The sequence below is a fragment of the Pseudoduganella sp. R-31 genome (assembly GCF_049913235.1).
In the GTDB taxonomy this organism is placed as follows: Bacteria; Pseudomonadota; Gammaproteobacteria; order Burkholderiales; family Burkholderiaceae_D; genus Rugamonas.
On sequence record NZ_CP183986.1, the window covers coordinates 5,361,898 to 5,387,582 of the forward strand.

Sequence of the window (25,685 nt, forward strand, 5' to 3'; positions counted from 1 at the left end):
AGGAGCAAAAAATTGTCAAGTCCTTCGATTCTGCGTAAAGCCGTTCTGACCGCCCTGTATGGTGCGAGTGCCCTGTCTGCCCTGCCTGTGGCGGCACAAACCCAGGCCGATTCCGGCGACATGACCGTGGTCAATGTGGTCGGTTCGCGCCGCGCGACCAGTTCCCTGACCGATACCGTGGCGCCGGTCGATGTCATCTCCCTGACCAAGGCTTCCGAGCAAGGCGCGCAGTTCGACCTGGCACAGACCCTGACCTTCATTTCCCCATCGTTCAATTCGACCCGCCAGACCGGCGCGGACGGCGCCGACCTGGTGGACTCCGCAGCGCTGCGCGGCCTGAGCTCGGACCAGACCCTGGTGCTGGTGAACGGCAAGCGCCGCCACACCTCCTCCCTGGTCAACATCTTCGGCGCGCGCAACCGCGGCGCCACCGGTACCGACATGAACGCCATCCCCGTGATGGCGATCAAGGACGTGCAAGTGCTGCGCGACGGCGCCGCTGCCCAATACGGCTCCGACGCGATTGCCGGCGTGATGGACATCGGACTGAAAAAGAACGTGGGCTGCGAATCGGCGGTCGGCTACGGCCAGTACGGCGCCGGCGACGGCAAGAACTGGCTGGCATCGGCCTACTGCGGCTTCGCCGTGGCAGGCGGCACCGTCGGCATCACCGGCGAATACCTGGACCGCGGCCGCTCCAACCGCGCCGAGGACGGCAACCCGCGTACCATCGGCGATTCCAAGTCCAAGAACAAGACCGTCTACGTCAACGGCGAAATCCCGGCCGGCCCTGGCCGCGTCTACTTCACCGGCGGCGTACAGCAGCGCGACGCTTCCAGCGGCGCCTGGGCGCGCAACGGCACCGACGACATCCCGACCCGCAACTCCGCCGCCATGTACCCGAACGGCTTCGTCCCGTTCATCAACGGCGACCTGGACGACCGCTACGCCATCTTCGGCTACAAGCAGAAGGTCGGCGACTGGAATGCCGACCTGTCGCAAACCTACGGCTACAACCGCCTGAAGTACAACATCAGCAACACGCTGAACGCCTCCATCGCCAACCTGGACCTGCTGAACGGCGGCCAGGGCATCAGCCCAAGCTCCTTCAATGCCGGCGGCTTCTCCTTCCAGCAGTCGACCACCAATTTCGACATGAATCGCTACTTCGAAGGCCTGGTTGGCGAAGGCCTGAACGTGGCGTTCGGCGCCGAATACCGCGCCGAGAAATACAAGATCTTTGCCGGCGAACCTGGTTCCTACATCGATGCCGACGGCGTGGGCATCGGCGGCAATGCCGGCAGTCAGGGCTTCCCGGGCTTTCGTCCTGGCGACGCGACCGACGCCAAGCGCCATAGCAACGCGGCCTACATCGACCTGGAAGCGGACCTGACCCAGAAAGCCCGCCTGCAAGGCGCCCTGCGCTGGGAGAAGTACAGCGACTTCGGCTCCACCGTCACCGGCAAGATCGCCGGCAGCTACCGTGTCGCCGATCCTGTGCTGCTGCGTGCATCGGCATCGACCGGTTTCCGCGCACCATCGCTGCAACAGGCTTACTTCTCTTCGACCTACACCGACTTCGTGGGCGGCGTGCCAACCGATATCTCGATCACGCCGGCCGTGGGTCCGGTAGGCAAGGTGGCCGGCCTCGATCCCCTGAAGGAAGAGAAATCGCGCAGCTTCACCCTGGGCGCCACCTGGACGCCGAACTCGGACCTGTCGGTCACCGCCGACCTGTACCACATCAAGATCAAGGACCGCATCGTGCTGTCCGGCCAGTTCAACCAGGAGAACTACCCTGCCCTGGCGGACAGGCTGGCGACCATGGGCGTGGGCGCCGCGCAATTCTTCGTCAACTCGGTCGACACCAAGACCCAGGGCCTGGACCTGACCGCATCGCACAAGAGCACTGTGTTCGGCAACAAGCTGACCACCTTCCTGGCCGCCAACTTCAGCAAGACCGAAGTGACCGACATCCATGCCCCGGCCGCGCTGCAAGGCTTTGAAGACGTGCTGCTGTCCGAACGCGAACGCCTGTTCCTGGAACAGGGCGGCCCGCGCCGCAAGGCCACCCTGGGCTTCGACTACGTGACCGGCGCGCTGGAGACCAACTTCAAGATCATCCACTTCGGCCCGCAGACCCTGGGTACCTGGAGCGGCACCGCAGCCGGCGTGCCGAACCAGAAATACGAAGCGAAGACTTCGGCCGACCTGGGCTTCACCTACGCCTTCAGCAAGAATGCCAAGCTCAGTTTCGGCGCCGCCAACATCTTCGACGTGCACCCGACGCCGCAAGATCCGAACGAAACCGACAACGGCTTCAAGTACGAGAGCGTGCAGTTCGGCCTGAACGGTGTCGCGTATTTCGCACGTCTGCACGTGAAGTTCTAAGCGTCACTACGGCCCAGCCCGTGTCACCTTGGGGGTGTGACCCCAAGGTGTGACACGGGCTCTTGCGTATGGTTTGATGTAGCGCAAAGACTGCCGCGGTCAGTTGATGCAATGTGGAATCACATTCCACTCGGAGGAGGTGCTATGGCTGCAATGACGATCCACCTGGCTGGCGACGTTATTTCTGCAATCGCCAAATGGGCGCCGATAGAGCATATGTCGGCGGAAGAATTCATCCTCAGCGCCGTTTCCGAAAAGTGCGCGAAAGCGACCGCACTGGAGGAAGTGGAGAGCTTCTGGCGCGACCTCGCCCTCCCCTTGCCCTCCCTACCTGTTCGAAATTAGGGCCAGCTCGGCGCCCATGTTCGCAATCGCCGCGCCAGTGTAGGTATCGGTAAAATAAGGATCGGCGAACAGCGTGCCTGCTTCTGCCTTGCCGCGCAAATGCGCGAGGATCTGCGCGCGCTGGCTGTTGTAGCGTTCTTCCGGCACATGGGCGTATTCGGCGCGGATGCCGCACGCATAGGCTTGGTACACCTCGGCTTCCTGGCCGAGGATGGCCAGGTCGACCGACAGCATGGTGTCTTTCAGCGGATGCGCAATCGCGCCGCCCTGGAAGTGGTCGGTGGCACGGACCAGCGTCGCCACTTCGTCGGCGCGCGCGGCGTCCGGCTCCAGGCCGCTGCCCAGCCACAGGCGTGCGCTGGCTTCTTCATTCGTGATGTCGCCGGCGCCGTGGGCATACACGGCGTCGTGGAACCAGAAGGCGGCTTTGACCAGTGCCACGTCGGCTGGCGCCGCGCCGGTATTGGCGGCCCAGGCGCGAATCTCCGCCAGGCCGTGCACCAGGTGGTCGAGGTTGTGGTAATGGCGGTCGGCGCCGCCGTAGGCCGACGCGCCGGTCACGCGGTCAAACCAGTCGGCAGAATGGGGGCGCTCGCGCCACAGGCTGTCCCACTCCTTGCGCAGCCAGGCCAGGATCCAGGCCTGGTACGCCGGCGCGGGGACGAATTTCTTCATGGTCCAGTTCCAGCCCACCGGGCCTTCCAGCGCCTTGACGAAGCTGGAGCTCACCGAACCCAGGTCGCGCGGCGGCATCACGAACAGCGTCTTGGCGCCGCCGATCACTTCCACATTGGTTTGCTGGATCAGGTTTTCGTAATCGAAATCGGCGGTGCTGCGAATGCCGCGGATCAGGTAGTCGACGCCGTTGCGCTTGGCCACGCGCGCCGTGTATTCGCTCTTGACGATCTGCACGCTGACATTGCCCCAGCCCCGCTCCGCGCAACTGGCCAGCACGATGGCCTTGCGTTCGTCGGCCGAGAATTTGGGCGCCTTGGTGGAGTTCTCGGACAGGAAGACGACCACTTCTTCCGCGAGTGAACGCGCTTCGCCAATGACCCACATATGGCCGTTGGTGATAGGGTCCAGAGTCCCCGAGAAACCGATCTTCTGCATGCCCTGCTCCGCTTGTCGAAAACGACATTCTAGCGCGGGGCAAACTCCACCGTCACTTTCAGGCCGCCAAGGCGCTCCGAGGCGTCCAGCGCCAGCTTCGCACCATGCCGTTCGGCGATGGCGCGGATGATGGCCAGGCCAAGTCCGCTGCCCTGCGCTTCGCTGCCCGGCACGCGGTAGAAGCGGTTGAACACGCGCTCGCGTTCTTCCGCTGCGATGCCGGGGCCGCTGTCTTCCACCACCAGCCGCGGCCCGCCTCCGCCCGCTTCCCCCGCGCCCAGTACCGAGACGTCGACCGTGCCGCCGGCCGGCGTGTACTTGACCGCGTTGTCGACCAGGTTGCGCAGCAGGATCACCAGCGCGTCGCCCTGCCCTTGCACCGTCGCCTCGTCGGCCTGCTCCAGCCCAAGGTCGATATTGCGCGCTTGCGCCGCGCCAGCCATGTCGCCCACCGCGCGCTTGGCCAGGTCGGTCAGGCTGACCGGCTCCAGCTTGGCGTCGGCCGCTTCGGTGCGCGCCAGCACCAGCAATTGCTCGACCAGGCGCGATGCCCGTTCCACGCCAGCGGACAGGCGGCCGATCGCCACGTCGCGCGCTTCGCTGCAGTCGGCGCGGGCCAGGCTGAGGATTTGCAGCTTGAGCGCGGCCAGCGGCGTGCGCAGCTCGTGCGCGGCGTCGGCCACGAAGTTCTGCTGCGCTTCGAAGGCTGTCTGTACGCGGGAGAACAACAGGTTCAGTTCCTGCACCAGCGGCCGCACCTCGTCGGGAAGGTCGGCATCGGACACTTCGGACAGGTCATCGGCCTTGCGCGAGGCCAGTTGCCGCTGCACGCGCGCCACCGGCGCCAGCGAACCGGAGACCACCCACCACACCACCAGCATCAGCACCGGCGCCATCAGCGCGATCGGCCCCACGGTGCGCAGCGCCAGCGTTCCCGCCATGCGCTTGCGCACCGCCAGGTCCTGGGCGATCTGGATGGTCTGGGTCGCGGTCTGCGCCGAGAACACGCGGTAAGTCGTGCCATTGGCGCGCACATTGGAGAAGCCCAGCACCGCGCGCTGCGGCAGTTCGGCGCGCGACAGCGAACGGAATACCTGGATGCCGTCCGGCGTCCACACCTGCACCACCATCTCGTCGTTGCCGGGATCGTTGGGGTCGCGGTTGCCGGTGGCCGCCATGGGCGCATTGGAGCGCAGCGACATGGCCATCTGCTGCATGTGGTAGTCGAAGATCTGGTCGGCGTCGTTCAGCGCGGAGCTGTAGGCGATCATCGCCTGCGCCACGGCCGCCATGGTGATCGCCGCCAGCAAGAACCATAGCAGGCGCCCACGCAGCGAGTGCGTGACGTTGACCTTCGGGACCGCCATCATCATGCTTTAGGCACCATGTAGCCGAGGCCGCGCACGTTCTGGATCAGTTCCGACCCGAGCTTCTTGCGCAAGCCGTGGATGTACACTTCAACCGCATTGGAATTGACTTCGTCCTTCCAGCTGTACAGCTTTTCTTCCAGCTGGGCGCGCGACAGCACGATGCCGGGGCGCGCGATCAGCGCTTCCAGCACCGCCCATTCGCGGGCCGACAGGCTGACCGGCTGGCCGTTGGCAATCACTTCGCGCGTTTGCGGGTTGATCGACACGCCCTTGTGCTCGAACACCGGTTCGGCCCGGCCGGCCGCGCGGCGCAGCAAGGCGCGGATACGCGCCAGCAGCTCGTCCAGGTCGTAAGGCTTGAGCACATAGTCGTCGGCGCCGGCATCCAGGCCGGCAATGCGCTGCTCGACCGCGTCGCGCGCGGTAGCCACCAGCACCGGCGTCAGCTCCTTGCGCGCACGCATCGAGCGCAGGACTTCCAGCCCGTCCTTCTTCGGCAGGCCCAGGTCCAGCAGCACCAGGTCGTAGGTTTGGGTCTGCAGGGCCGTGTCGGCCATGGCGCCATCCTTGACCCAGTCGACAGCGTAGTGCTCTGCCCTGAGCAGGTCGAGCACTACCTCGCCGATCATCGTGTCATCTTCTACCAGCAGGAGGCGCATTGTCTTACCTTTCTTGTTTTGTTAGCCGAGGCGCACCGGGATAAAGATGCGGTCCTCGCCGCGCTGGATCAGCAGCGCTACGGATTTCGTCGATTTTGCCACGAGGTCGCGCACATCGTTGACAGAAGTGACAGGACGGCCATTCACCGACAGCAGCACGTCGCCCGGCTGCACGCCGGCGCTGGCAGCCGCGCCGCCGGCATCCTCGATCAGCAGGCCCGATGCCAGGCCCGATTCACGGCGTTCCAGCGGGTCGAGCTGGCGCAGCGACAGGCCGAGGCGCAGCTTGGCGGCTGCTTCATCGTTCTGCACCGCCGCCACATTACGCTCGGAAGCGTTACCCAGCTTGCCTTCCAGCGTGATGGTCTTACCCTGGCGCCAGACCTCGAGCGCTACTTTATCACCTGGCATGGCCAGGCCCACCAACGCCGGCAGGTCGCCCGAGGCGATAATCTTCTGGCCATTCATCTTGCGGATCACGTCGCCCGCCTTCAGGCCGAGCTTGTCGGCCGGGCCGCCGCGCTCGACGTTCGACACCAGCGCGCCTTCCGGCGACTCCAGGTCGAAGGAATCGGCAAAGCCCTGGTTCACTTCCTGCACCATCACGCCCAGGCGCGCATGCACCACCTTGCCGGTCTTGACCACCTGGTCGCGCACGCGGGTCGCCACGTCGATCGGGATCGAGAAGGACAGGCCCTGGTAGCCGCCGCTCTGGCTGTAGATCTGCGAGTTAATGCCGATCACTTCGCCCTTGGTGTTGAACAGCGGGCCGCCCGAGTTGCCAGGGTTGATCGCTACGTCGGTCTGGATGAAGGGCACGTTGGAGTCGTCCGGCAGGGAGCGGCCCTTGGCGCTCACCACGCCGGCGGTCACCGTGTTTTCCAGGCCGAACGGGGAACCGATGGCCAGCACCCACTCGCCCACCTTCACGTCGGTGGAGCGGCCCAGCGGCACGACCGGCAGGTTCTTGGCCTCGATTTTCAGCACGGCCACGTCGGTTTTCGGGTCGGAACCCAGTACCTTGGCGCGGAATTCGCGGCGGTCGGTCAGCTTGACCGTCACCTCGCTGGCGTCGCGCACCACGTGGGCATTGGTCAGGATAATGCCGTCGGCGCTGACGATGAAACCGGAACCGACGCCGTGGGTCGGGCTGGGCGCGCCGCCACGGCCACGCTGGCCGGGAGACTGGAAGCGGCGGAAGAATTCGTAGAACGGATCGTTTTCAGCATCGTCGTCGCCACGGAACTGCGCCTTGGTGGTGCCGGTGGTGCTGATATTCACCACGGCCGGTCCATTGCGCGACGCGATCACGCTGAAGTCAGGCAGCGAGATCATCGGCGCGGGCACCGGTGCCGGCGCGCCCTGGGCAGCATTGGCCGGGACGGTGGCGGTGATGGCGGGTTGCGGCGAAGCGAAGGCCTGGCTCTGCTGGACAGCGATGGCTGCACCGGCACCGATAACACCGGCGGTGGCCAGGGCAAGGAACATGGTGGTGGCGTTGCGCATGATTAAACTCCTGAAGAAGATTGCTTTCTCAACGGCTCTAATATGCGGCATCAAACTTAGACGCGTCTTAATGCAAAAAAGGCCGGAAAACCGGCCTTTTCGGGGTGCTACGCGCGCTTAGGCGGCAGCTTTCTGCTCCAGGGCAGTATGGTTGACGACGCCGTCGATCGCGATCTTGCGAGGCTTCAGTGCCTCGGGCACTTCACGCACCAGTTCGATGGTGAGCATGCCGTTGTCGAAGGAAGCGCCGGTCACCTTCACGTGGTTGGCGAGCTGGAAGCGCTGTTCGAAGTCGCGGAAGGCGATGCCACGGTGCAGGAAGGTCTTTTCCTGGCCGTCTTTCTGCTTGCGGCCAATTACCACAAGGGAATCGCGCTCGGAAGTAATGTCGATCTCGCTACGATCGAAGCCGGCCAGCGCCATCACGATACGGTACTGGTCTTCCGACACCAGTTCGATATTGTACGGAGGGTAGCTGGGCTGGTCGCCGCGATGCGAGTCGTTCAGCATCTGGGCCAGGCGGTCAAAGCCGATAGCGGAACGATACAGTGGGGTCAGGTCAAAAGTACGCATTTTCATATCCTTTCAAGGTTAAGCGATATAAGGTCCGGCGGTCCCCGGCTGGGCAACCGCTGAATCCGATATAGGAGCCCCAAAAAGGATTTCAAGACCTTTTTTTTCACGTTACGTTCCGAAACAATTTGACCACCCCTGCGTGCTAAACTCGCCCGTCACACTTTCCCCATTGAAATAAATGAAACTGTTTGCCAAGTCCGCCCTCGCCCTGCTGCTGGGCGCCGCCTTCAGCGCCCACGCCGGCCAGGCGATCCCTGCCCCGGCCGACCAGCCTTATCCAGGCACCATCGTAATGAAGGTCGATGCCTCGAATACCGCCCAGAATATCTACCGCATCCAGCAGACCATTCCTGCCAAGGCGGGCAAGATGACGCTGCTGTTCCCGCAGTGGGTGACGGCCCAGCATGGCCCGACCGGTGCGCTGAACCAGTTCGCCGGCTTCAAGGTAAGCGCCAACGGCAAGATCCTGGCCTGGCGCCGCGACAACGTGAACGTGTACGCCTTCCACATCGACGTGCCCGCAGGCGCCAAATCGATCGACGTGGAATACCAGCACCTGGCGCCGACCGAAAGTGCGCAGGGCCGCACTTCGATCACGCCTGACATGCTGGGCATCCAGTGGCAGTCGCTGACCATGTACCCGGCCGGCTACGCCACCCGCCGCATCCCGATCCAGGCCACGCTGACGCTGCCGGCGGGCTGGCAATACGGCTCCGCGCTGGAAGAAGCGGAACGCAAAGGCGACGTGGTGACCTTCAAGACCACCGACGTGGAAACCTTCGTCGACTCGCCGTTGTTCGCCGGCCGCTACTTCAAGCGCTTCGACCTTGATCCGGGCGCCAAGGCGCCGGTGCACCTGAACGTGGTAGCCGACAACGCGGAAGCGCTGGAAGCAAAGCCGGAGCAGATCGAACTGCACCGCAACCTGGTCAAGCAAGCCTACAAGGTGTTCGGTTCCCAGCACTACAAGCACTACGACTTCCTGTTCGCGCTGAGCGACGAATTCGGCCGCGTTGGCCGCGAGCACCACCAGTCCAGCGAGAACGCGCTGACGACCGATTACTTCACCGAGTGGAACAAGACCGAATCCGAACGCGGCCTGCTTCCGCATGAATTCACCCACTCCTGGAACGGCAAGTTCCGCCGCCCGAAAGGCCAGGACGTGCTGAACTTCAACCAGCCGCTGCAAAACGACCTGCTGTGGGTGTATGAGGGCCAGACCACCTACTACGGCGAAGTGCTGGCGGCACGTTCTGGCCTGATGAAGGGGGCCAGCATCAAGGACGTCATCGCTTCCACCGCCGCGCGCTACACCATCCAGAAGGGCCGGGAATGGCGTTCAGTGCAGGACACCACCTACGATCCGATCATCAACGCGCGCCGCCCTATCCCATGGTCGAACTACCAGCGCAGCGAGGACTACTACACCGAAGGCATGCTGATCTGGCTGGACGTGGACACCAAGATCCGCGAACTCTCTGGCGACAAGCGTTCGCTGGATGACTTCTCCACCAGGTTCTTCGGCGTGGAAGATGGCCGCGTGAACGCGCTGCACTACACTTTCGAGGACGTGGTCAAGGTGCTCAACAGCGTGCAGCCGCACGACTGGGCCACCTTCCTGCGCACCCGCATTGAAGACCTGGGCCCGGTGCCGATGGACGGCATTACCCGCGCCGGCTACAAGCTGGTCTTCGCGGAAAAGCAGACCGAGTTCCTGAAGGCGGCGGAAGACCGCAGCAAGTCCGCCGACTTCACCTACTCGCTCGGCTTCAACGTCGGCGGCGAAGGCAAGATCGAAAGCATCCAGTGGGACGGCGTAGGCTTCAAGGCTGGCCTGTCCGGCAGCACCACCCTGCTGGCAGTCAATGGCCGGGCCTACAAGGCCGAGCTGCTGCGCAAGGCGATCACCGAGGCCAAGACCAGCAAGAAGCCGATCGAACTGCTGGTGAAACACGGCCAGCAATACAGCACCGTGGCGCTGGCCTACTACGAGGGCCTGAAGTATCCGCGCCTGGAACGCATTGAAGGCACGCCTGACCGACTGGAAGCCATCCTGGCGCCGCGACAGTAAGTCACCATGGTGCGGGCGCACTGCGGTGCGCCCGTTTTCCCTTGGCCGCGTTAGAGTGGTGGCCATCATGGTCACCGTCTACACATGGACTACGCCCAACGGGCGCAAGCCGCTGATACTGCTGGAAGAACTTGACCTGCCTTATGAGGTGGTGCCGGTCAACCTGCGCGAGCATGAACAGTTCGCCCCCGAATTCCTCGCCATTTCGCCCAACAACAAGATTCCCGCGTTGAAGGATGGCTCGCTCACGCTGTTCGAAAGCGGCGCGATCCTGACCTACCTCGCCGAAAAATACGATCGCTTTCTCGCTTCCGAGGGAACGCAACGCTACCGCACCTTGCAGTGGCTGCACTGGCAGGTTGGCGGCCTGGGCCCGATGCTGGGCCAACTGGGCTTCTTTGTGAAGGAAGGCATCGCGCTGCCGAAGGAACACTTCATCGCCGAGGCGGAGCGCTTGCTGAATGTGCTCGATCGCACCCTGGCCGGCAGCCCCTACGTGGCCGGCGATCACTACACGATTGCCGATATCGCCTGCTATCCCTGGACGGAAGCCGCCGCCTCCCACCTGGAACTGAACCTGTCCGGCAAGCCCGCCGTGCAGCGCTGGCTCGCCCAGGTCGGCGATCGCCCTGCCGTCAGGAAGGCGATGGCGTGGAAGCCTGGAAATCCTTGAGGTAGCGTGCGCTCCAGGCGGCAATCAGGCCCGCCACATACGCCGCATCCTCGCGAACGGTCAGCAGGTGGTCGGCCGTATCGAGCGAAATAAAGCTCTTGGGGTGTTTCGCTGCCGAGAAAATCTCCAGCGCATTGTTGATGCCGACCGTCGTATCGCCCGGCGCGTGCATGACGAGCAAAGCCTTGCGCATATTGGCGATCTTGTTGCGCAAGCTGTTCTCCGCCACGTCTTCCAGGAATTGCCGCTTGATGCGGAACGGCCGCCCGGCCAATTGCACCATGGCCTCGCCCTGCGCCGTGATCGCATCGACCTGGTCGCCGAACAAATGCGTGACGTGCACCGGGTCGCTCGGCGCGGCAATGGTGACCACGGCTTGCACCTCCGGCACGGTGCCGGCGAAAGCCAGCGTGGCAGCACCGCCCAGGCTATGCCCGATCAGGATGCGCGGCGCCTGGAATTCACGCCGGAGAAAGTCGGCAGCCGCCTGCAGGTCGGCCACATTGGAGGAGAAATTGGTGTTGGCAAAATCGCCTTCGCTGGCGCCCAGGCCGGTGAAGTCGAAGCGCAGCACGGCAATGCCATGTTCAGCCAGCGCCTGCGCAATGCGGCTGGCCGCGAAAACATCCTTGCCGCAGGTGAAGCAATGCGCAAACAGGGCGTAGGCACCTACGCCGTTTTCCGGAGCGTCAAGACGCGCCGCCAGCATTTGCCCCTCGGCGCCAGGGAATTCGAGTCGTTGTGCGTACATACGTCCCCCTTTCGCCAACCATGATACTTCAGGCGAACAGGCCATGCAGGTACCAGCACGTTTCCTCGGTGCCAGGCGTGCGTTCGCGGTAGACCCAGTAGTAGGCGTTGTCCTCGCCCTCGGCGATGAAATAGTCGCGAGTTTGCGTTTCGCTCCACCAGCCGGCCTCGATGCGTTCGGCGCTCGACACCATGCGCAGCGGCGAACAGTAGAACGGGCGATGGTCGCGCATCAGCAACTGGATCGGCTTGGGCAGCAGGAAGGCCGGGCGCGGCAAGGGGCGCGGCGGCATCTGGGCTGCCACGTCGGCCGGGCGTACCTTCTCGTGCAGCGGCACCCAGCGGTTGGCCACTTCGGGCCTGTAGTCGGCCTTGGGATATGGTTGCAGCACGTTTTCCGCACCGAGGCGAGCCACCAGCACTTCGAACAGGCGCTGACGCTCCTGCGGACTGCCGCCGGGATCGGGAAACAGCGAATCGCTGAGCGGCGCCATCGGCTCGACCTGGGCCGCTTCCAGCACCAGCCCGATCGCCGGTGCCGGCAGTTCCACCTTGGCCAGGCGTTCCTTCAGCAGGCGCACGATGTGTTCGTCGCGCCAGGTGGGTTCGGCCAGCACCACTTCCACCGGCGTCGGCGGGCAGGCTTCGCGGCCGCGTTCATGTTCCAGCAACAGGCGGATGCGCGAGACGGCGAACTGGTGGGCGCACAGCCAGCCGGTCAGCTGCTGCAGCAGGCGGCAGGCGCCGGCCAGCAGCAGGTCGGTGTTCTCGATGCGGCCGAACAGTTCCAGCTTGGCCTTGAAGCTGGGCGGCGCTGCCAGCCATTCGTGCATTTCAGGCGCCAGGCCCTGCGCGGCATCGAGCATGTCCAGCACTTCGATACCGCAGCGGCGCTGCAGGCCGGGGCGCGGCAGGCGCACCAGGTCGCCGATGCTGAGACAACCAATACCGTCCAGCCAGCGCTGGTGGCGCTGCAGCGGCGGCAGCAAGCCTACCGGCAGGCGATGCAGGCGGCGATGCAGGCTATCGAGCTTGAGCGCGCGGCCGCCGCCAGCACGTGCCAGCAGCCAGGCGCCGCGCGCGGTGGGCGCCACGCCCAGCACACCGCTGAAGCCGAGTTTTTGCAGGCTGCCGCGCACCAGGCGGCACAGGCGGCGGATGCCGCCGAACAGGCGCAGGCTGGCGCCCACGTCCAGCAGCAGGGTGGCGCCCTCGCCTTCCGCCACTTGCGGCGTGTATTGCAGCATGGCCATGGCGACTGCGTGCAGTGCTTCTTCTTCCTGCTGCGGGGCGCGTTCGTGCATCCGGACTTCCGGCGCCAGCATCAGGGCGCCGCTGCGGCGCATGCCGGGACGCACGCCCATCAGGTGGGCGCGGTAGGAAACCGCGAGCACGCTCTCCTGTTCCAGCACCACGCTGCACAGGTCATCCGACCAGTTCGGACAGAACACTTCGAGCGGTAGCCGGGGCAGGTAGAGGCCGATCCACAGGCGCATGACGTTGCAGCAGGGTTGGAGTTAAGGGCAGGAACAGTGGCGTGTCGCGCTGCGGTCCCCGGCGTTTGACGAATTCGATATTGATGCCTCCGGGAGCCGGCCGCAGCGCTAGCCGCAACGGCGCGGGGGAGGAGTCCTGGGCGGCGGCAATCGGCCGCAGCAGGAAGAACAGCGCTTCGCCGCACTGGGCAGCCAGGTGCAGGCGCCGCAGCGATTCGTTGCGGATGTGCTGTTGCCACAGCAGCACCGCGCCGCAACTGCCGCTGCGCAGGATCTGCTCGGCCGCCCACAGGCTGTCGGCGGCCTTGCCGGTGTTGCGGATCCACAGCAGTTGCTCTGGGGGCAACTCAAAACCCAGGGCTTGAGGTGCGTACGGGGGCTGCAGCAGGGCCGCCGGACGGTTCAGCCTGGCCAGGGTGGATTTCAATAGGCGCAATTCGCCAACACCAGGTTGTTGAAGCAACAACTCCGTCAGGACGCCCGTCGGCCAGCCGCCCCCGGGCAATTGGTGGGAGAGGACGGGAATGCCGGTATCCACACAGGACGTGGCTCCCTTGGTGAGCTGGGAGGCCAGCCAGAGGGCCGGGTGCAGGGGTTGGGGGTCAAAGAGCGCCATGCCGAACAATACTGTATATGCATACAGTATAATCCTACGAGCGCGAAGAGAAAACCTGTTTCAGCGTTTGGGCATCCAGCACGGCCTCGCTCCATTGGGCAAGCTGTTCCGGGCTGGCTTTGGCGAGGCGCTTCTGGACAGTTGGCGACAATGCCCCAAAGCGCCGATGCAACTGGCGCTCAAGCAAGTCAATCGCCCCCTCGCGCCGCCCTTCTTGCCGTCCTTTTTGCTGCCCCTCCCGTAGCCCTTCTTGCCTGCACAACTGAAACATGGGGCTAATCCATTCCACGTCACGCCTCCTTTCCAGCCGGACGATGTTGCGTCGCAGTCGCTCTTGCAGTTCAGGCGGCAATGCCATCAATCCGTCTACCACTTTAAACAAATTAATGATACGCCGCCTGCGCCACCCGCGTTCGTACAACAATCTGACGACACGCCATTTCTCCGCATAGCGCCGTTGCGGCATCCCGTGCGTCCGTTGAGCAAGAAGGTGAGCTGCAGCAACCCAGGCAAAGATGTTCCGCTCCAGCAGCAATTCATCGACCAACTCCGCGTAGCTCGACAACTTTGCCACCGCAAACCTGATGCCCATCTCAGTGCCAAGCACGCAATTATGGAATGCATCGGGGCGCCAACGCTTGCCAGCATCGGCCAGCAAAACCAGACTAGCGACAGGCAAGCCATACTCGTCAAACAAGCCGTAGTTGTAAGCCAGGATGCGCCGCGCAAGGTTCAAGTCGCGCTGCGCCTGCACTTCGACGTGGAGTAATACCTCACGCCCATCGTGCAGGAACACACTGACTAGCAAGTCAGCAATCAGGGTCCGTGACCGACCATCACGGCGGAACTGATTCAGTTCTTTATCGCGCAGGCGACGCGGCTGGCCCCAGTCAATTTCATCTGAAAGCTGTGGAAAAAAGAACGCCACGAAGTCCGCGAGGTCGCGCCTGAGTACGCTCTTCCATAGTGGGTCGAAAGTATCAGCCATCAAAACAGCCTATCCGCGCGCCGCTCCTTGGCATACCGGTTTGCGCAAGATATGGGCGGGTTAGCTAGCGGCTGATAGAATCGGCAATATTGCCAACTTAACTCACCGTCACCATGCAATTGATCGGCGCCCTCCTGTTTGCCTTTGCCTTGTTGCACACTTTCAGCGCGAAAGCGTTTGAACGTTTGTCGCACAAATTCCCGCGCCATGGCGGTTTGCTACACCTGCTGGGCGAAGTGGAAGTGGTGTTCGGCTTCTGGGCCATGGTGCTGCTGGTGGCGATGGCTTTCGTAGCCGGGCCGCAGAACGCCATCGCTTATGCAGAAACGCAGCAGTACACCGAGCCGCTGTTCGTGTTTGTGGTGATGGTGGTGGCGGCATCGCGGCCAGTGCTGGACTTCGTGCAGCGGCTGGTCAACACGCTGTCCGGCGGCCGTCCGCTGCTGCAGGCCTGGATGGGCCTTGCACTGGTACCTTTGGTTGGTTCGCTGATCACCGAACCGGCCGCAATGACACTCGCAGCCTTGATGCTGGCACCGCAAATCTTCCGCGATGGCGTACCGGAATGGCAGAAGTACGCCGCGCTCGGCGTGTTGTTCGTCAACGTCTCGATCGGTGGCACGCTGACCGCATATGCAGCGCCGCCTGTGCTGATGGTGGCGACAACGTGGCAATGGGATTCTGCCTTCATGGCCTCCCACTTCGGCTGGAAAGCCACGCTGGCAGTGCTGGTCAATGCCACTGCCGTCACCTGGCTGTTGCGCGAACACTTGCGCGTGCCGCGTGAAGCGCCTGCACCGAGTGCCCAGGCACACGCCCCGCTGTCGACCAGCATCATCCACCTGGCCTTCCTGGCTGCCGTGGTGCTGCTGGCGCATCATCCGGTCCTGTTCCTCGGCCTGTTCCTGTTCTTCCTCGGATTTACCGTGGCCTATCCGCAGCACCAGTCACCGCTGATCCTGAAAGAAGCCTTGCTGGTCGGCTTCTTCCTCGCCGGCCTGGTGGTGCTGGGCAGCATGCAGCAATGGTGGCTGCAACCAATTGTCGAAAGCCTGCAGCCACTGGCGCTCTTCTTCGGCGCGCTGGGCCTGACCGCCATCACCGACAATGCCGCCCTCACCTATCTCGGTTCGCTGATCGACGGCATCACGCCGCAAGCACAATACATGCTGATGGCTGGCGCCGTTGCCGGCGGCGGCCTGACCGTGATCGCCAACGCACCGAATCCGGCCGGCGTTGCATTGCTACGAAAAGGATTCCGTGATGAATCTATCGGTGCACTTGGCTTGCTGGCGGGAGCCCTTGCGCCGACTGCAATTGCTGCCATCGCGTTCTTCTTGTAGGACTACGCCGCGCTAGCGTAGCGCGCGCCTTGCACACGCGGCTTGGGCTATTCTGGCCTCACTCGATCACACTAATGAGGAGAGGCAGAATGAGCTATCTAGACCGCGACAAATTCGGCATCTATCGCGACCGTGACGATAACGATGGTCCAGGCCCACGCCTGATGGGCGCTGACACGCTGATGGGTGAAGACGTCTATAACCGCCAGGAAGAGGATCTTGGCGATATCAAGGAAATCATGCTCGACATGCAGACCGGCCAGATCGCTTATGCGGTGCTGTCCTTCGGCGGCGTGCTGGGCATGGGCGACAAGCTGTTTGCCGTGCCATGGCAGGCATTGCAGCTTGACACGGTGAACAAGCGCTTCGTGCTTGACTGCACCAAGGAAAAGCTGGAGAACGCGCCGGGCTTCGACAAGGACCGCTGGCCAGACATGGCAAGCCTCGAATTCGGCACGCAGATCCATAATTTCTACGGCACCACCGCCACCGGCATGCGCACCTCGACCGGCAGCGTGATGGGCGCTGGCACCAGCACCATGCAAAGCTCGACCGGCGGCAGCAGCTATAGCGGCGGTTCGACCGGCAGCGAAAGCGGCAGCAAAGGTAATTATTGATTGGCAGGATTTGACTGCTTTCTGTCAGTCAAATCCATCACCTTCCGCAGACAATCGGCTGCTGATCCAACAGCCGATTGCCTGCCATGCGTTTATTGCTTGCCCTTCTCCTGTTCGTACTGTCCTGCGCCCACGCCGGCGAGTTACCGGAATACCAGCCGCGCCCAGGCCACGAACGCCCCGTGATCGCCATCCTCGGCGACAGCGTATCGACTGAAATCACCGACTTCCTCCTGCCCTACGGCGTACTGCAACGCGCCGGTGTCGCGCAAGTACTCGCCGTCGCGGCCGAAGGGCCGTTGATCACCATGAATACCGGCCTGCGCGTGCAGGCCGACCTCGATACCAGCGCCTTCGATCAGCGCTATCCGGAAGGTGCCGACTACGTGATCGTACCTGCCATGCGGCGAGCACAGTTAGCGCCGATGCTGGCCTGGCTGCAGGCCCAGGCGGACAAGGGTGCCACCGTAGCCAGCATCTGCGATGGCGCGCTGGTGGTTGCCAACAGCGGCTTGCTGAACGGCCGGCGCGGCACCGCACATTGGGCCACCTACGAATATCGTCTCGAGAAATACCCTGGCACCGAATGGTTGCAGAACGTGCGCTACGTGGCCGATGGCAAGGTGATCTCCAGTGTCGGCATCAGCGCCGCCCAGCCGCTTTCGTTGGCCCTGGTGGAAGCCATTGCCGGCCGCGAAAAAGCCGCAGCCGTCGCCGCAGGCCTCGGCGTCGGCGACTGGAGCAGCCGCCATGACAGCGGCGTCTATGCCCCCAGGTTCGGCCACAACCTGTCCGTCTGGCTCACGCACTACACCGACCAGTGGCTGCATGGCGTGAACGACACCGGATTGCCACTGGCTGAAGGCTTCGACGAGATCGCCCTCGCCTATACCAGCGACGCCTACACCCGCCCCCATCGCAGCCGCGTGCTGGCGGTCGGTGCCAGCGACGCGGCCGTGGCCAGCCGTCACGGCTTGAAAATATTGCCTGACCGCGTTGTTGGCGCCGCCGACGCGCCGGCTGTCATGCTGCCGGCTGCGGACAGCTCGCTCGACCGCGTACTGGCAAACATCGCTGACTCGTTTGGATCGCGCACCGCCCGGCGTGTTGCGCTGGAATTCGAATACCCCGGCTATCCGGTGAGGTAAACTGGCGGCATGCCGCCTCCTCGTTCCCGCCACGTCGTCCTGCTCGCATATGAAGGCATGAACCTGCTGGACCTTACCGGTCCGCTGCAGGCTTTCGCCAGCGCCGCCCGCCGCCACTCGGCCGGCGGACCGCCCTTGTATGAACTCATCGTCGCCTCCGCCGACGGCGGCCTGGTCACCAGCAGCGCCGGGCTGGCCTGCAGCACGGTCCCCATTTCCTCGCTTGAAACAACCGATATCGACACCTTGCTGGTGGCAGGCGGCTGCCCTGGGGACACCTACTTTGCCCCGCCGGTACTGGTGAACTGGATACGCCAGCGCGCTCCGTCCGTGCGGCGCCTGGCATCGGTCTGCACCGGCGCATTCATGCTGGCCGCTACCGGCTTGCTGGACGGGCGTCGCGTGGCAACGCATTGGGAGTGGGTCGGACGCCTGCGGCGCCAGCATCCCCTGGTACAGGTGGACGAGGACAAGATCTACATCCGCGACGGCCAGATATGGTCCTCGGCAGGCGTCAGCGCCGGCATCGACCTGGCGCTGGCATTGATCGAAGAAGACTACGGCCACCGCGTTGCCATCGAGACGGCCAGGCAAATGGTGGTGTTCATGAAGCGCGCCGGCGGCCAGTCTCAATTCAGCGCCCCCCTCTCAGCGCAAGCGCGGGAAGACGGCCGGTTTGCGGAACTGCATGCCTGGATGGGCGCCAACCTTCACGCAGACCTTTCGGTCGAACGCCTGGCGGAACAGGCAGCAATGAGCGCGCGCACCTTTGCGCGCGCTTATGTGGCGCAGACCGGCTCCACGCCGGCCGCCATGGTGGAATCCATGCGGCTGGAGGCGGCGCGGCGCGCGCTGGAAGACACAACGCAGCCGGTCAAGGCAATCGCCGCCGCTACCGGACACGGTAGCGAACAGAACCTGCGGCGCGTATTCCTGCGCCGCCTTGGCACCAGCCCGGGCGAGTATCGCAAGCGCTTCAGCGCTGCATCGACTCCCACACCTTCATCAGTCGCTTGACGGACACCGGCATGGGTGTCCGCAGCTCCTGAGCGAACAGCGATACGCGCAACTCTTCCAGCATCCAGCGGTACTCGACCAGTTTCGGGTCGGTGTTCTTGCCGGCCGACTTGTCGCGCATCAGGCGCTGGTAAGGCGCCGCGGCCTGGTTCCACTCGGCCATGGCCTTGGCGTCGCGCGCCGCATCGGCGCGCAGCTTTTCCAGGCGCACGTTCATCGCCTTCAGGTAGCGCGGGAAGTGCGACAGCTGCGAGAACTCGTTCTCGATCAGGAAGCGCTTGTGCACCAGGCCTTGCAGTTGCTGCTGCATGTCCTGCGCCACCTGCTGGTTGATGCCTTGCAGGCGCTTGGGCAGTCCGTGGTATTCGGTCAGCACTTGCGACACAAGACGGGCGATCTCGTTCACCAGCAATACGATGCGCGACTTGCCCTCGTCCTTGCGCTTGATGAAGCTCGCTTCGTCTACCGGCAGCGGGTCCTGCAGGCAGGCGATGTCGATGGCCTTGGCGATGATCTGGTCGCGCAGCTCTTCCTGCGTGCCCATGGACATGAACTGCATGCCCATCTGCTGCAGGTTGGGGATCGATTTCTCGACGAACTTGATCTGGTCGCGCATCTGCAGCATGAACAGGCGGCGCAGCCCGATGCGGTGAGTGCGCGCGGCGACGTTCGGGTCGTCGAACACTTCCAGGTCGCAGTGCGTGCCTTTGTCAACCAGCGCAGGGAAGCCGATCAGGCTTAGCTTTCCTTGCGTGATTTCCAGCAGCTCCGGCAACTCGCCAAAGCTCCAGGTGGTGATATTGGTGTGCTGCGAAGCCGGGCTTGGCGCGGCAGCAGATGGCACACTTGCAGGGGCCTTGGCCGGGCTTGCGCCGCGCGCAGCATCGGCTGCGATGCCGCCGTGCTTTGGCTTGGCGCTGCCGCCGCTGCCGATGCCGCCGCCCGCAAGTTGTGCGAGTTGCGCGGCGGAGGCAGGCGTGTTGCCGCCTTCCGCCATGCGCTGGAAGCTCTGGCGCGCCTGCAAGCCGTATTCCGCCTGCAGCGTGGCCAGGTTGCGTCCCATGTCGAGCTGGCGGCCATGCTCATCCACCACCTTGAAATTCATGAAGTGATGCGCCGGCAGTTGTTCCGGCTTGAAGTCGGAAGTCAGCACACTGATCGTGATCTGCTTGCGGATGTCGGCAATGATCGCGTCAATCAGGTCGCCGCGCGCGAACTCTGTGCGTTCGCAGAATTTCGCTGCGTAGTCCGGCAGCGGCACCATGTGGCGGCGCTGCTTTTGCGGCAGGGTCTTGAGCAGCAGGTGCACCTTCTCCTTCAGCATGCCCGGCACCAGCCATTCACAGCGCTCGCGCGAAAGCTGGTTCAGGGCATACAGCGGCACCGTGAGCGTGACGCCGTCGCGCGGCGTGCCCGGCTCGAAATGGTAGGAAAGCTGCATCTCCAGCCCGGCCGCCATCATCTTTTTCGGGAACAGGTCGGTCGTGATGCCGGCCGCTTCATGGCGCATCAAGTCGTCGCGGATCAGGTACAGCAGCTTCGGATTGTCGACGGAAGCATCCTTGTACCATTTCTCAAAACCGGCGCCGTTCACCACGTCGACGGGAATCTGCTCGTCGTAGAACGCCTCAATCAACTGGTCATCCACCAGCACGTCCTGGCGGCGCGACTTGTGTTCGAGGTTTTCGATTTCGCGCACCAGCTTGTGATTGTGTGCGAAGAACGGTGCACGGGTGTCGTAATCGCCACCGACCAGCGCATCACGGATGAAGATCTCGCGCGCTTCCACCGGATTCTTCTGCCCGTAGTTGATACGGCGCTGGCTGTAGACCACCAGGCCGTACAGGGTGGCCCGTTCAGATGCGGTGACCTGCGCGGGACGCTTCTCCCAGCGCGGCTCACCCCAGGACTTCTTCAGCAGGTGGCCGCCGATCTTCTCGATCCATTCCGGCTCGATGCGCGCCACGCAGCGCGCGTACAGGCGCGTGGTTTCCACCAGTTCGGCGGAGACAATCCACTTGCCCGGCTTCTTCGACAGGTGCGAACCCGGCCAGACGTGGAACCTGATGCCGCGCGCGCCAAGGTAGGCGCCGCCCTGTTCATCCTCGCCCTTGAAGCCGATATTGCCCAGCAGGCCGGTCAGCAGCGCCATATGCAGCTGGTCGTAGGTGGCCGGCAGCTCGTTGGTGCGCCAGCCCTGCTCTTTCACGATGGTGAGCAGTTGCGAGTGTACGTCGCGCCACTCGCGCAGGCGCAGCTGGTTCAGGAAGGTGGCGCGGCACGAATCCATCAACTGGCGATTGGACTTCTTGTGCTCGATGGCGTTCTCGAACCACTTCCAGATTTTCAGGTAGCTGAGGAACTCCGACTTTTCGTCGGCGAACTTCTTGTGCGCTTCGTCGGCAGCCTGCTGGTGCTCGACCGGACGGTCGCGCGGGTCCTGTACCGACAAGGCGGAAGCGACGATCAGCACTTCGGTCAGGCAGTGGTACTCCTGAGCGGCCAGGATCATGCGGCCCACGCGCGGGTCGAGCGGCAGCTTGGCCAGCTTGCGGCCCAGCGGGGTCAGGGCGTTGTCGTCGTCGACTGCGCCCAGTTCCTGCAGCAGTTGGTAGCCGTCTGCAATCGCGCGGCCCAGCGGCGGCTCGATGAAGGGGAAGCTCTCGACGTCCGTCAGGTGCAGGGACTTCATGCGCAGGATGACGGAGGCCAGCGAGGAGCGCAGGATTTCCGGGTCGGTGAACTTTGGGCGCTGCAGGAAGTCCTGCTCGTCGTACAGGCGGATACAGACGCCATCGGCCACGCGGCCGCAGCGGCCGGCCCGCTGGTTGGCCGCCGACTGCGCCACCGGCTCGATCTGCAGTTGCTCGACCTTGTTGCGGTAGCTGTAGCGCTTCACGCGCGCCAGGCCGGCGTCCACCACGTAGCGGATGCCCGGCACGGTCAGCGAGGTTTCAGCCACGTTGGTCGCCAGCACGATGCGGCGCGCGTTGGTGGTGCGGAACACGCGGTCCTGCTCTTCCACCGACAGGCGGGCAAACAGCGGCAGGATTTCCACGTGCGGCGGGTGGTGCTTGCGCAGTGCTTCGGCGGCGTCGCGGATTTCGCGTTCGCCGGGCAGGAACACCAGCACGTCGCCGCTGCCGATGCGGCAGACTTCATCGACGCCGTCGACAATGGCTTCCATCAGGTCGCGCTTGTCGCGCGCGGCGGCAGTGCGTGCGCCCTTGGCGTCGGCGCCTTGCTGCGCGCCGGGCGCCGCGACCTGGTCGCGCTCCACGGGGCGGTAGCGCACTTCCACGGCGTACAGGCGGCCGGAGACCTCGATCACCGGCACCGGCGGCTTGCCCTCCTGCGTGAAGTGGCGGGCGAAGCGTTCAGCGTCGATGGTTGCCGAGGTGATGATCACCTTCAGGTCCGGGCGGCGCGGCAGGATCTGCTTCAGGTAGCCAAGCAGGAAGTCGATGTTCAGGCTGCGTTCGTGGGCTTCGTCGATGATGATCGTGTCGTAAGCCTTCAGCAGCGGGTCGGTCTGGGTTTCGGCCAGCAGGATACCGTCGGTCATCAGCTTGACCGAGGCGCCCTTGCTCAGGGTATCGTTGAAGCGCACCTTGTAGCCGACGTGCTCGCCCAGCGGGGAGCCCAGTTCGACGGCAATGCGTTTCGCGGTGGACGAGGCGGCGATGCGGCGCGGCTGCGTGTGGCCGATCAGGCCTTTCTGGCCCCGCCCCAATTCCAGGCAGATCTTCGGCAGCTGGGTGGTTTTACCGGAGCCGGTTTCGCCGGAGACGATGACCACCTGATGCTTGGTCAGGGCTTCCGCGATTTCCGCGCGGCGGCCAGAAACCGGCAAGTCTTCGGGGAAGGTGATCGGCGGCAGCGGATTGCGGAACGCTGCCGCGGCCTCGCGGGCCGCGCGCTGTTCAGGAGTTTCGCGCTCGCGGCGTTCGCCACGGCGCTCCTCCGCGCCCTCTCCACGCTGCTGCGGACGTGGCGCCTCGCGGCGTCCTTCGGCCTGCGCCGGGCGTGCGCCTTCCTGGCGGCCTTCGCGGCGCTGGGTAGCGCCAGCGGGCGGCTGCGCGGGCGCGCGGCGCGCCTGTTGGCCAGGCTGGCTTGCCGGGCGGCGTTGTTCGCCTTGCGGCCGCTGGCCTGCTGGTTGCTGGAGAGGATTCTTCTTGCTTGCTTCAGACATCGTTTTTTACATAGATTGGGCGCGAAAACCGCGCAGCGCATTATAATGCGCGAATAATGGAAAACCCTATCCAATTCGTCTCCTGGCTGCGCTCCGTCGCCCCCTACGTCCATGCCTTCCGCGGCAAGACCTTCGTGGTCGCTTTCCCTGGTGAACTGGTTGCTGCTGGCGCCCTCCCGGTGCTGGCCCACGACCTGTCCCTGCTGCACGCGCTGGACATCAACGTCACCGTGGTTTACGGCTCGCGCCCCCAGGTCGCCGAGCAGCTCGCCCTGCGAAACGTGGAAGGCCGCTTCCACAACGGCGTGCGCATCACCGACACGGCCGCCATGGAATGCGCCAAGGAAGCAGCCGGCGAACTGCGCCTCGACATCGAGGCCGCTTTCAGCCAGGGCTTGCCGAATACGCCGATGTCGCATGCCGCGATCCGTATCATTTCCGGCAACTTCATCACCGCACGCCCGCTGGGCGTGATCGACGGCGTCGACTTCGAGCTGACCGGCCTGACCCGCAAGGTGGACGCGGAAACGATCCACTCCATCATGGGCTCGGACGGCGTGGTGCTGCTGTCCCCACTGGGCTTCTCCCCGACCGGCGAAACCTTCAACCTGACGATGGAAGACGTGGCCTGCACCGCCGCCATCGCCCTGCACGCCGACAAGCTGGTCTTCATCACCGAAACCGAGATGATGACCGACGCCGGCGGCACCGAAATCCGCGAGCTGTCCTCGCACCAGGCCGAAGCCGTGCTGCAGGCAGGCTTCCTGCCCGACGCCACCGCCTACTACCTGAAGCACTGCGTCAAGGCCTGCAACAACGGCGTCGAGCGTGCCCACATCGTGCCGTTCGCGATGGACGGCTCGGCCCTGCTCGAGCTGTTCACCCACGATGGCGTGGGCACCATGATCTCGCACGAGAACTTGGAGTCGCTGCGCCCGGCCACCATTGAAGACGTGGGCGGCATCATCAAGCTGATCGAACCGCTGGAAGCCGACGGCACCCTGGTCAAGCGCGGCCGCGAACTGATCGAACGCGAGATCGAGATGTTCTCGGTCATCGAGCACGACGGCGTGATCTTCGGCTGCGCAGCGCTGTACGTCTTCCCGGAAGAAAAAATGGCCGAAATGGCATGCCTGACTGTCAACCCTGACGTGCAAGCCCAGGGCGACGGCGAGCGTATTCTCAAACACATGGAAAACCGCGCCCGGGCGCAGGGCATCAGCAAGCTGTTCGTGCTGACCACCCGCACCGCGCACTGGTTCATCAAGCGCGGCTTTGCTCCCGCCACTGTCGACGCGCTGCCGAAAGACCGCCAGCGCCTCTACAACTGGCAGCGCAAGTCGCAAGTCTTGATCAAGACCTTATAATCGATTTTTTTAGGAGCACCGAAGATGGCACGTACCGTCCACTGCATCAAACTGAACAAGGAAGCCGAAGGCCTGGACTTCCCGCCTTATCCGGGCGAGCTGGGCAAGCGCATTTATGAATCCGTCTCCAAGGAAGCCTGGGCTGCCTGGATCAAGCACCAGACCATGCTGGTCAACGAAAACCGCCTGAACCTGGCGGACGTGCGCGCGCGCAAATACCTGGCAGCGCAAATGGAGAAACATTTCTTCGGCGAAGGCGCCGACCAGGCAGCCGGCTACGTGCCGCCTTCGGCCTGACATTAAATGGGGACATACCCCATTTATTCAGTTGCTAATTAAATGGGGTACGCCCCCATTTAATTTAGCGGCTTGCCACATCCCCATTCATCGGCTTGCACTGGCGCAGTTCGCAGCGCGCCATGAATACCTTGCCGTTGGCGCAAGACATCCGGTAAATCTCCACCGGGCCACGCTCAGTCACCAGCCCTGCCCCGCGACCGCCGCGGCATTCTTCCGCATTCGCCAGGCGCTCCACCGTTGCCGAGGAAATACCTGGGCGGAATTCCACCTTTTCCACCGGCACGCCATCGATCATCGATCGCTTGGCAATAGCTTCCGCCTCCAGCACAGATTTACGCTTCACAGGCGCCTGGGCCACCTGTTTTTTGGTTGCACAAGCACTCAGTACACCAGCAGCAAGCAATAGCAGGAACAGTCGTTTCATGGGTTCTTTCTAAGGGAAGAATCAGTATTTGACGGTGCGCACGCCGTCGGGAGTACCCAGCAGGCACACATTGGCGCCACGGGCAGCGAACAGGCCAACGGCGACCACGCCGACGATCTGGTTGATACGGGTTTCCAGCGCGACCGGATCGGTAATCGACATGCCTGCTACGTCGATGATATTGCCGCCATTGTCGGTCACGAAGATCTCGTCGGAACCGGCCTTGGTACGCACCTTCGGCTGGCCGCCCAGGGCCGCCAGCTGGCGCATCACCGCGTTACGGGCCATCGGCAGCACTTCCACCGGCAGCGGGAACTTGCCCAGCGTTTCTACCAGTTTGGAACCATCGGCGATGCAGACGAATTGCTTCGATACCGAGGCCACGATCTTTTCGCGGGTCAATGCCGCGCCGCCGCCTTTGATCATGTGGCCTGCCGCATTGATCTCGTCGGCGCCGTCAATGTACACCGCGATTTCCGAAACCTCGTTAAGATCGTAGACAGGAATGCCGTGACCGGCCAGGCGCGCTGCAGTCGCTTCCGACGAGGCAACAGCCCCCTTGATGCGGTGCTTGATCTTGCCCAGTTCATCAATGAAGAAATTCGCAGTGGAACCGGTGCCAACGCCGATGATTTCGCCGTCGATCACATACTCGATCGCCGAAATAGCAACAGCCTGTTTCAATTTGTCTTGCGTCATAGTTACAATGGATTCAATAAAGGT

Annotated in this window: 22 protein-coding genes; 10 read left to right on the forward strand and 12 right to left on the reverse strand. The window is 63.7% G+C overall.

All coding sequences use genetic code 11. The features are described 5' to 3' along the window. The first annotated feature begins 12 nt into the window (after positions 1-12). Positions 13-2,391 (forward strand): TonB-dependent receptor plug domain-containing protein, encoded by a 2,379-nt coding sequence (locus ACN9MY_RS24370; RefSeq protein WP_426163569.1) that lies wholly within the window; start codon positions 13-15, stop codon positions 2,389-2,391. Positions 2,392-2,535: 144 nt separating this feature from the next. Continuing rightward, entirely contained in the window at positions 2,536-2,736 is a 201-nt protein-coding gene (locus tag ACN9MY_RS24375) for a hypothetical protein (RefSeq protein ID WP_426163571.1), read from the forward strand. Here ACN9MY_RS24375 and coaD read toward each other — a convergent pair. The 5 genes from coaD to ACN9MY_RS24400 form a co-directional block, all read right to left on the reverse strand. Then, a complete protein-coding gene (coaD, locus tag ACN9MY_RS24380) occupies positions 2,719-3,849 on the reverse strand; it encodes a pantetheine-phosphate adenylyltransferase (RefSeq protein WP_426336260.1) in 1,131 nt (376 codons plus the stop codon). The two genes, ACN9MY_RS24375 and coaD, sit on opposite strands and share 18 nt — an antisense overlap. A gap of 29 nt (positions 3,850-3,878) precedes the next feature. Further along, positions 3,879-5,219 (reverse strand): ATP-binding protein, encoded by a 1,341-nt coding sequence (locus ACN9MY_RS24385; protein WP_426172288.1) that lies wholly within the window; start codon positions 5,217-5,219, stop codon positions 3,879-3,881. Continuing rightward, the gene (locus tag ACN9MY_RS24390; protein WP_057261227.1) at positions 5,219-5,878 is read right to left on the reverse strand and encodes a response regulator; all 660 of its coding nucleotides are present in this window, start codon (positions 5,876-5,878) and stop codon (positions 5,219-5,221) included. The genes ACN9MY_RS24385 and ACN9MY_RS24390 overlap by 1 nt, the downstream gene beginning before the upstream one ends. Before the next feature lie 21 nt (positions 5,879-5,899). Further along, a complete protein-coding gene (locus ACN9MY_RS24395) occupies positions 5,900-7,384 on the reverse strand; it encodes a DegQ family serine endoprotease (protein ID WP_426163577.1) in 1,485 nt (494 codons plus the stop codon). 117 nt (positions 7,385-7,501) lie between these two features. Then, positions 7,502-7,957, reverse strand: a complete 456-nt coding sequence (locus ACN9MY_RS24400; RefSeq protein ID WP_426163579.1) for an Hsp20 family protein — start codon at positions 7,955-7,957, stop codon at positions 7,502-7,504. Positions 7,958-8,138: 181 nt separating this feature from the next. Between ACN9MY_RS24400 and ACN9MY_RS24405 the strand changes: the two genes are divergently transcribed. Then, positions 8,139-10,031: a M61 family metallopeptidase gene (locus ACN9MY_RS24405; RefSeq protein ID WP_426336261.1), complete on the forward strand. Its 1,893-nt coding sequence runs from the start codon at positions 8,139-8,141 to the stop codon at positions 10,029-10,031. 67 nt (positions 10,032-10,098) lie between these two features. Beyond that, positions 10,099-10,704, forward strand: a complete 606-nt coding sequence (locus tag ACN9MY_RS24410; protein ID WP_426163584.1) for a glutathione S-transferase family protein — start codon at positions 10,099-10,101, stop codon at positions 10,702-10,704. Here ACN9MY_RS24410 and ACN9MY_RS24415 read toward each other — a convergent pair. The 4 genes from ACN9MY_RS24415 to ACN9MY_RS24430 are packed head-to-tail and all read right to left on the reverse strand — an operon-like array spanning position 10,667 to position 14,554. Next, positions 10,667-11,455 (reverse strand): alpha/beta hydrolase family protein, encoded by a 789-nt coding sequence (locus tag ACN9MY_RS24415; protein WP_426318914.1) that lies wholly within the window; start codon positions 11,453-11,455, stop codon positions 10,667-10,669. The two genes, ACN9MY_RS24410 and ACN9MY_RS24415, sit on opposite strands and share 38 nt — an antisense overlap. A 28-nt stretch (positions 11,456-11,483) precedes the next feature. After that, complete coding sequence (locus ACN9MY_RS24420; protein ID WP_426336262.1) at positions 11,484-12,950, reverse strand: Y-family DNA polymerase; 1,467 nt, start codon at positions 12,948-12,950, stop codon at positions 11,484-11,486. Continuing rightward, complete coding sequence (imuA, locus tag ACN9MY_RS24425) at positions 12,880-13,566, reverse strand: translesion DNA synthesis-associated protein ImuA (protein ID WP_426318918.1); 687 nt, start codon at positions 13,564-13,566, stop codon at positions 12,880-12,882. Before imuA ends, ACN9MY_RS24420 begins: the two co-directional genes overlap by 71 nt. Before the next feature lie 34 nt (positions 13,567-13,600). After that, positions 13,601-14,554 carry a DUF4351 domain-containing protein gene (locus ACN9MY_RS24430; protein ID WP_426318920.1) on the reverse strand — a complete coding sequence of 318 codons (954 nt, stop codon included), beginning with the start codon at positions 14,552-14,554 and terminating at the stop codon, positions 13,601-13,603. Positions 14,555-14,667: 113 nt separating this feature from the next. Here ACN9MY_RS24430 and ACN9MY_RS24435 point away from each other — a divergent pair, with 113 nt between their 5' ends. The 4 genes from ACN9MY_RS24435 to ACN9MY_RS24450 all read left to right on the forward strand — a co-directional run bounded on the left by ACN9MY_RS24435 (position 14,668) and on the right by ACN9MY_RS24450 (position 18,679). Then, the gene (locus tag ACN9MY_RS24435; RefSeq protein WP_426318922.1) at positions 14,668-15,897 is read left to right on the forward strand and encodes a putative Na+/H+ antiporter; all 1,230 of its coding nucleotides are present in this window, start codon (positions 14,668-14,670) and stop codon (positions 15,895-15,897) included. An 89-nt stretch (positions 15,898-15,986) separates the two neighbouring features. After that, positions 15,987-16,514: a PRC-barrel domain-containing protein gene (locus ACN9MY_RS24440; protein ID WP_426336263.1), complete on the forward strand. Its 528-nt coding sequence runs from the start codon at positions 15,987-15,989 to the stop codon at positions 16,512-16,514. An 86-nt stretch (positions 16,515-16,600) separates the two neighbouring features. After that, positions 16,601-17,662, forward strand: coding sequence for a DJ-1/PfpI family protein (locus tag ACN9MY_RS24445; RefSeq protein ID WP_426336264.1), 1,062 nt, complete (start codon positions 16,601-16,603; stop codon positions 17,660-17,662). A gap of 9 nt (positions 17,663-17,671) precedes the next feature. Further along, complete coding sequence (locus tag ACN9MY_RS24450; RefSeq protein WP_426318927.1) at positions 17,672-18,679, forward strand: GlxA family transcriptional regulator; 1,008 nt, start codon at positions 17,672-17,674, stop codon at positions 18,677-18,679. Here the strand turns inward: ACN9MY_RS24450 and hrpA are convergent. Beyond that, positions 18,639-22,871 (reverse strand): ATP-dependent RNA helicase HrpA, encoded by a 4,233-nt coding sequence (gene hrpA / locus ACN9MY_RS24455; RefSeq protein ID WP_426318929.1) that lies wholly within the window; start codon positions 22,869-22,871, stop codon positions 18,639-18,641. The genes ACN9MY_RS24450 and hrpA overlap by 41 nt on opposite strands. A gap of 56 nt (positions 22,872-22,927) precedes the next feature. Here hrpA and argA point away from each other — a divergent pair, with 56 nt between their 5' ends. Both argA and ACN9MY_RS24465 read left to right on the forward strand, forming a co-directional pair. Beyond that, positions 22,928-24,238, forward strand: coding sequence for an amino-acid N-acetyltransferase (gene argA, locus ACN9MY_RS24460; protein ID WP_426163605.1), 1,311 nt, complete (start codon positions 22,928-22,930; stop codon positions 24,236-24,238). A gap of 24 nt (positions 24,239-24,262) precedes the next feature. Then, positions 24,263-24,535, forward strand: a complete 273-nt coding sequence (locus tag ACN9MY_RS24465; RefSeq protein ID WP_057261247.1) for an oxidative damage protection protein — start codon at positions 24,263-24,265, stop codon at positions 24,533-24,535. A gap of 64 nt (positions 24,536-24,599) precedes the next feature. Here the strand turns inward: ACN9MY_RS24465 and ACN9MY_RS24470 are convergent, their stop codons facing one another. Next, positions 24,600-24,962, reverse strand: coding sequence for a hypothetical protein (locus tag ACN9MY_RS24470; protein WP_426318931.1), 363 nt, complete (start codon positions 24,960-24,962; stop codon positions 24,600-24,602). Positions 24,963-24,983: 21 nt separating this feature from the next. Then, entirely contained in the window at positions 24,984-25,661 is a 678-nt protein-coding gene (gene rpiA, locus ACN9MY_RS24475; protein WP_426163610.1) for a ribose-5-phosphate isomerase RpiA, read from the reverse strand. Positions 25,662-25,685: the final 24 nt, after the last annotated feature.